This window comes from Spirochaeta dissipatitropha, from assembly GCF_054657935.1.
The window spans coordinates 420,010-427,192 of record NZ_BAAHXT010000002.1 but is presented as its reverse complement, the minus strand read 5'-3'; the positions used below and the strand labels follow the sequence as shown (position 1 = coordinate 427,192).

The 7,183-nt window shown below is 46.2% G+C and carries 8 protein-coding genes; 3 read left to right on the top strand and 5 right to left on the bottom strand.

The features are described from left to right. Nucleotides 1–195 (top strand): hypothetical protein (locus tag ACYQ2L_RS03620; RefSeq protein WP_460051143.1); only part of this gene is annotated, 195 nt, incomplete at its 5' end. A 119-nt stretch (nucleotides 196–314) separates the two neighbouring features. Here ACYQ2L_RS03620 and ACYQ2L_RS03615 read toward each other — a convergent pair. Next, nucleotides 315–1,331, bottom strand: coding sequence for a Gfo/Idh/MocA family protein (locus ACYQ2L_RS03615; protein WP_460051141.1), 1,017 nt, complete (start codon nucleotides 1,329–1,331; stop codon nucleotides 315–317). Between the two features lie 72 nt (nucleotides 1,332–1,403). Here ACYQ2L_RS03615 and ACYQ2L_RS03610 point away from each other — a divergent pair, with 72 nt between their 5' ends. Both ACYQ2L_RS03610 and ACYQ2L_RS03605 read left to right on the top strand, forming a co-directional pair. Then, entirely contained in the window at nucleotides 1,404–2,126 is a 723-nt protein-coding gene (locus tag ACYQ2L_RS03610) for a spermine/spermidine synthase domain-containing protein (RefSeq protein ID WP_460051138.1), read from the top strand. Between the two features lie 10 nt (nucleotides 2,127–2,136). Then, on the top strand, nucleotides 2,137–3,438 hold the full coding sequence (locus ACYQ2L_RS03605; RefSeq protein ID WP_460051136.1) for a mechanosensitive ion channel family protein: 1,302 nt from the start codon (nucleotides 2,137–2,139) through the stop codon (nucleotides 3,436–3,438). A 17-nt stretch (nucleotides 3,439–3,455) separates the two neighbouring features. Here ACYQ2L_RS03605 and ACYQ2L_RS03600 read toward each other — a convergent pair whose 3' ends face one another. Genes ACYQ2L_RS03600 through ACYQ2L_RS03585 form a run of 4 tightly spaced genes read right to left on the bottom strand, consistent with a single transcriptional unit; the run spans nucleotide 3,456 to nucleotide 7,153 of the window. Beyond that, nucleotides 3,456–5,003 carry a sensor histidine kinase gene (locus ACYQ2L_RS03600; RefSeq protein ID WP_460051134.1) on the bottom strand — a complete coding sequence of 516 codons (1,548 nt, stop codon included), beginning with the start codon at nucleotides 5,001–5,003 and terminating at the stop codon, nucleotides 3,456–3,458. Between the two features lie 23 nt (nucleotides 5,004–5,026). Next, a complete protein-coding gene (locus ACYQ2L_RS03595) occupies nucleotides 5,027–5,692 on the bottom strand; it encodes a class I SAM-dependent methyltransferase (RefSeq protein WP_460051132.1) in 666 nt (221 codons plus the stop codon). A gap of 27 nt (nucleotides 5,693–5,719) precedes the next feature. After that, nucleotides 5,720–6,808 (bottom strand): diacylglycerol/lipid kinase family protein, encoded by a 1,089-nt coding sequence (locus tag ACYQ2L_RS03590; RefSeq protein WP_460051130.1) that lies wholly within the window; start codon nucleotides 6,806–6,808, stop codon nucleotides 5,720–5,722. A gap of 3 nt (nucleotides 6,809–6,811) precedes the next feature. Next, nucleotides 6,812–7,153, bottom strand: a complete 342-nt coding sequence (locus ACYQ2L_RS03585) for a TraR/DksA family transcriptional regulator (RefSeq protein ID WP_460051128.1) — start codon at nucleotides 7,151–7,153, stop codon at nucleotides 6,812–6,814. Nucleotides 7,154–7,183: the final 30 nt, after the last annotated feature.

Below are 7,183 nucleotides of genomic sequence, written 5' to 3'. Positions count from 1 at the left end.
TACTTGCTGCATAACAACTTGAGCGCCACGCCTCTCCCACTCCACGGCATCCTTCCTTCTCTATTATCTGTAAAAGACCAGACCGCAAAAGTCACCCAGGCCAAGCCTGGTAACAAGATCGTGAGAGGGAAGTTACCACATCTCACAGCATCGTGTCAAGGGTTTTATGTGTTCAACATAAAAACTTTTAATTGACTTTCCGACGAATGCCGGTTAGCGATCGGCGCCTCCCGGCGCGTGAGGGTGAATATACCGGAGCACGGTATTTTGGTCAAGCAGTATTCCAGAATTTTTTCAGAGCTTTTTGCAAAAACTCATTCACCGGGATATTGCAGTCCCCAGTCCTTCCGGAAGCCGTCCATGAGCTGCATAATACTCATGGATCGAGAAAGAGAATGAAGTTCGCTCTCTTTCATTCCAGCAAGAATACACTTGCAGGATTCTTCAATTTCATACTGAAATCCGCTTGATGGAAACGAAACATCATACTCACTTCTACCTTTTTCTGTTTCAACAATAATCCGTGATGGATGAAAAAAATCTTCAACCGTAATTGACCCCTCTGATCCATACAGTACTGCAGTATGAGGCACATTAACGGCACAGCTTGAACTGAGTACGGCAATACGCCCTTCGGCGAACTGCAGAAGATACGCAGAGAGCTCATCAACACCTGTTTGTCCGATTGCTGCCAGACTTCTTGCCTCAACGGGCATGCTGTCAAAAACAATACAAGCAAAATTCAGAGGATAGATGCCCAGATCCAGTAATGCGCCTCCTGCGAGATCCCTGTTCATAAGCCTATGTTGAGGGTCCTGATTCGCCTCTATCCCGAAATTTGCCTGTAGAAACCGGATATCACCAATGGTATTATCTTCAATCAGTTCCCTCAGTTTGATTATTCCGGGGAGAAACCTGGTCCATAGGGCTTCCATAAGAAAACACCCCTGCGACCATGCCAGGGTTCGAAGCTCCTCCAGCTGAGCAGCGTTGATTGTAATCGGCTTTTCGCAAAGCACATGCTTCCCCGCTTCCAGACATAATTTCACATTCTCGTAATGAAAATTGTGGGTGGTTGCCACATATACAGCATCAACGTCATCCGACTCAAACAGATCAGCATAGTCACAGTAAACTGAAACATCAGGAAACTCCACAGTGTACTCAGCAGCCATCGAAGCTGCCTTTCCGGGCGTTCTGGAAGCCAGCGCGGTGAGACTCGCATTGGATGTATATGGCAAAGCCTTCAAAAAATTATGTGCTATATTCCCACAACCGAGAATACCCCATCGTATAGATTCTGATCCGTGATCTGAGTCATTTATTATCATGAAATAATCCTAGTGCCGTATGTTTTAGCTGTCAATACTTTCCATGATTGCAATTTCGTTTATACTGCATGAATGAGTGCTTTATTTGAGGAACTTGGATTCAGTAAGACATCTATCGGGGAACTCAGCCTGAGAAGGCGTAAAAATCTGTACGGTGGTGATGACATATACGAGATCAAACTAGGCGACGAATATTTAATGTCGAGTATGTTTACCGAATCAGAACATCAGCTGGGCAAAATGGGGATGGAAACCGTAGAGGGTGAGCTGCTCGATGTTGTTGTCGGCGGACTTGGCCTCGGCTACACAGCACATGCAGTGCTTGAAGATCTGCGGGTTAATGAACTTATTGTAGTTGACATGCTGGATGCTGTAATCGACTGGCATAAAAACGGACTCCTGCCACTAAGCAGGGAGCTCTGCAATGACAGGCGCTGCAGGTTTGTTTCCGGGAATTTTTTCGCAATGGCAGAAAGCCCAGAGGGTTTTGACCCTGAAGATCCACACAGATTATTTGACGCAGTTATCCTGGATATTGATCATTCACCAGAAGAGTTTCTTGACCCCGATAATGCAGGTTTCTACACCTCTGAAGGTTTGAATAACATGATGCAGAAAATCAAACCGGGAGGAGTTTTTGCCCTCTGGTCAAACAATCCTCCGGATCCTCGATTTACAAAGCATCTTGCTGATGTTTTTGCAGCAGCAAGCGCTGAAGAAATCCGTTTCTTTAATCCCTTGCAGAACAATGATGCTGTACAATCAATATACATTGCGAAGAAAGCAAATAAATGAAGGAGCAGAAGTGAGTCACACAGACCCCTGGAGTTTTGACAAACAGTTAAGCCCTCTCTTTGAAATGCTGAATTTCAGCCCGGAACTATCACTGAGATCAAGTCAGCTCCTGGCTGTCCTCAGCCTTATCCTGCTGACAGCTGTCACCAACCTTTTAATCCGATTTTTCCTGAGCAGGATTCTTCATAGATTTGTAGAAAAAACCTCGGTTAAATGGGATCAAACGCTCCTTGATAGCGGGGTCTTCAAACGCCTGCTGAAAATCGTACCGGCATGGCTTTTATACATACTTCTGCCAGCCTTTCTTCCGGGAATCAACTCAGTGACCGATCTTCTCAGACGCTTGCTGGCTGCTTATATGATCGGAATGATAGCACACGCCCTCGCAGCAAGCCTGGATGCGGTAAACAGAATCTACAATTCAATCAGCATCGAGATTGCAAGAAAAAAACCAATCAAGGGCTACCTGCAGATGATCATGATATTTGCATACATTGTAGCCGGTATTCTGATGTTCACTACTATCATGAACGTCTCCCCCATCGGGATTCTCAGCGGGTTGGGAGCCATGAGTGCAGTTCTTATTCTGGTATTTCAGAATTCGATTATGGGATTTGTCTCAAGCCTCCAGCTTTCAGCTAACGATATGGTCCGCATCGGAGACTGGATTGAAATGCCGAAATACGGGGCGGATGGTGATGTAATAGACATGACCCTGCAAACCATTACCGTGCGAAACTGGGATATGACCTATACCACAATTCCTATCAGCGCTCTTGTATCCGACAGCTTCAAGAACTGGCGCGGCATGAGCGATTCTCCCGGAAGACGGATAAAGCGGGCATTATATATCGACATGCAATCCGTTCGCTTCCTGGATGACAGTGAAATCAAGGCTTACGAAAGCATTCCCGCTCTGAGCGACTACGTCAGCAATAAACAGAAAGATATCTCTGCACACAACAAGCGCCTCGGCATCGGGGCAGATGACCATATCAGCGGAAGAAGAATGACGAATCTGGGAACCTTCAGGGCCTATGTGACCGCCTATCTGCAGAACCATTCCCAGGTCCAGAAGGAAATGATTCATATGATCCGTTATCTTGAACCAGGACCTACCGGGCTTCCCATGGAACTGTATCTATTCTGCACAGACAAGACCTGGGTAAACTACGAGAGAATACAGGCTGATATTATTGATCACCTTCTGGCTGTGTTGCCTGAATTTGGTCTGCGTGTATTCCAGCAGCCCAGCGGCTGGAACCTGCAGGCCCTGGCTGTCCAAAATCCGAACAGCCAGACACAGAAATAAAAAGCTCAGCAGGATTTTCAGTCGGTACAGCCGTACTGCTGCATATACACATACTCAATACGAACATACATGCCCTGCCGACGCTCGAAGAGCACATCTGCACCGAGCTGTGATTCTGCGATAGAATGGATCAGCTGCAGTCCGAGACTGGAAGGTTGAATGTATGCTTCAATGTCCTGTATTCCAATTCCATTATCCTGATACACAATTGAATAACGACTAGCATCAGCCGGATGATTAATCATCCGGATACTGATCTCCGGTGAATCTCCCCGGGATCTCTGCACAAATGCATGGCGGAAGCTGTTGGAAAGCAGTTCATTCAGCACAAGACCCAGCGGCAGGGCATTATCCATATTAACCGGAATATCAGGGACATCTATATCAGCCTTTATTCCGGAGTAATTCTGCGGGTCACTACTTCTGACCATTTCAACAAGATCGCGAATAAAATCATACATAGCAAGACAGTGAAGATTCTCTGCTTCAAGCATGCTTTCATGCACAATAGCCATGGCCTGAATTCTCCCCTGTGCAGACGCAAAGGCATCAGACAGAATTTCAGAATCCTGTTGAGCGGCCTGCAAATTGAGCATCGCACAGATTATCTGCATGTTATTGCGTGTTCGATGGTATAGTTCACGTAAAAGTTTTTCGCGCTCCTCAAGTGACTCCTTCAGGTTAGCGTTTGCAAGCAATAATTCTGCATTGCTTCTTTTCACCTGCATTCTCAGCACTGGTACAAACACAGCCATAATAAGCAGCAATACGGCTGAAACCAGCAGCAAGACAATCAGAACCCGGGAAACCATTGAACGAGGTGGGGCAAACCAGGTGTCAAGGGAACGGTAGTACACAGAATAGGGATCATTCTGCAAAGCAGCCATATGAGCATCTATAGTCAAAGGAATCTCAGAATCAATATCCTTGCTGAAGGCAAACAGAGTTACAGAAGGGCGGAAAACTATGGTAGTCGGAACAATACGCGAATCTCGTTCCGGAGAAAATGAAAAAAACCGGGAAGCGACCAGAACATCAGCCGTTCCCAGAAGGACAGCCTGCGCAGTACCATAATAATCAGCATGCGAATGAAGACTGAAGTTATAACCAAACGATTCCCTGAAACTGCCGCTGAGGTACTCTTCCTGCATTGAACCCTGCAGTACCGCAATCGAGGTGCCGTCAAGATCAGCAAGGGTATTGATCCCGCTATCCTGTAGAGCAAATACCTGCAGCCAGTCATCAACTACATTGATCTGACTGAACAGCATATTTCGGGCACGGGATTCCGAATAGGCAACATCAGGCAATATATCAACATTACCTTCGCTGACGGCATCGACAAGAACCGACCATTCATCAATAACGTATGACAGCTCCCAATTTTCCTGACGGGCAATATATTCCAGGAGATCAATGAATACTCCTGCGGGATTACCTCGGGAATCAATGAATATTTTGGGGCTGTTGGAATATACTCCAACCCTAAGATTTTGAGCAGAAATCGAAAAACCAAGCAGTAACAGGATGCTGGCGGATATAATGCAGACAGTACGCTTGAACACGGACGAAACCCCTGTTGCTAATTCTAGTTCAATACTGACGGTAATGCAATGTGCAGTGAATAATCATTAGGCAAATAGTTATCAATAATACTGATGCTGCATTCAGGAATAGATTGGCTGATCAGTGCAGACATTCGCCGGGGATCCGAATAGAAATATCTTGATTCCTTATCAGGAGAGCGTTCATGAAGAAGGGTGCATACGACATGGCCACTGGAGAATTCGCAAAATCGCTTGACGGCTTTGCATAGAAACTCCTCGTTATTTCCGAGATTGATATTGAATATTCCGGATGAAAAAACAATATCGAACTCATGTCCGGGAAGGCAATCTTCCAGAAAAATATCCTGCACTTCAAAACGAGCAGCCGGATGTTTCGCACGTGCTTTTTCAACCATTATTTCAAGTATATCTATCCCGGTATAATCCACTATGTGTTCATGAATCTGAAAATAGTCCAGCAGATTACCAAGACCACAGCCTACATCCAGAATTCTCTGTCCTGATTCCAGCAAAGACTCCAGAACGGCAAATCTGCGATATTGTGCGGACTGATTTTCCCAGCCGAGAAGCTGCCAGTCAGGACAGACTGATGACATTCTGCTGAGATAATACTGTTCAATTCTCGATATCTTTCCATCTACATGATCAGATGTTAAGGCATTTGTGTCACAGCAGCAATTATTCATACAAACAGCATACCGATGATAAGCTGATCAGGCAAGCGATCGAAGAATCTTCCATGGGCTCGCCTTTTTCACGATACGAAGCGGGAAGTCACTTGAATGCAGCAGCACCTGCTCTCCATCACACTGCATCCACAGGGTACCGGAATAATCGATCTGCAGCTGATTGAAGCTGGTGAAATGAGCAGCCTCGAGCTGACGATGCTGTCCCGAATAAAGCAGCTTCTTGAATCTGAAAACCTCGAATATACTCAAACGCTCAATCAGACAGAGATTATCATTGTCAGGAAGTACTTTTTTGCCTGCTCCATATTGCCTGCTACCGCTGACTCCCAGTGCGGCAATGAGAAAGCATCCATTGTACCAGGCAGGACTATTCTGATCAGAGGAAGGCTGATCAGATGAACCGGGACTTACCCTGATTTTCTTCTTGCCAAGCCAGGGAAGATAGAACAGGCTGCCGATATCAACCATGATTGAGTAAAAATTACCGGGAATCCATTTTCTGAACCACTGATTCAATTGAACTACATAGGCATCAAGACCAAATGACACAATATTAAAAGTACGGTATACGCGCCCGGAATCAGTCATAATCTCAAGCATGTCCATTGATGCAGCAGGACACAGTATTCCGCTTGTCAGAGCATTTAATGCACTCTGCATATCATCAGCATCACTGTTATCATTACCTGATCCCAGCGGTAAACGATAAAAATACATACAGCTGCTTTCCGGGGAATGCAGGTCAAGAAATGAACTGAACAGGGATTGCGCGGTACCATCCCCGCCGGCAATAATCACAAGCCGTGGTCCCGAAAAACCGTCCTGAAGTATCTGACCGGCAATCTGCTTCTCTCCACCAGGCCCCGGGGTTACCCAATGACGTATATTAAAGGCTTTGACGGGCTTGCCGCAGCAGCTGTCTGGATCAGGCTCCTGTTGATGAAGTGTCAGATCCAGGGATTGCAGCATACGCAGAAGTGCAGCCCCACCCTGCCGCCAGGTACCGGCATGAGGATTCATGACAAATTCGAGCTGCCAGGGAGCACCCAAATCCATACGTGTGTATCTCAGAATATCCGAGAGTATGTCCAGACAATGCTTGGTTAGTGACATTACTCAGCGCTTCTTTTCCGCACAGGGCACGCACACCAGTGCTTCAGGAACGAGCTGAAGACGACCGAGGGGTATTTCTCGTCCGCAACGCACACAGCTTCCGTAGGATCCACTGTCTATACGAAGTAAAGCGTTTTCGAGCTTCTGCAAGGTAATTCTGGTTTGACCCTTTATGTGTTCATTAACACCTTTATCATTCAGGGCTTCCATTCTGGTCAGGCGGCCAAGACTCGAGCTGGGCGCTATTGCTTTGGTTTCTTCATCAAGATACGGGAGAGAACCGGTTAATTCAACTATTCTTTTTACTACCAGCTCACGCTGTGACTGTAATTCTGCCTGGGTCATACTGCATATGGTAGGCTGGAAACTGCTTTT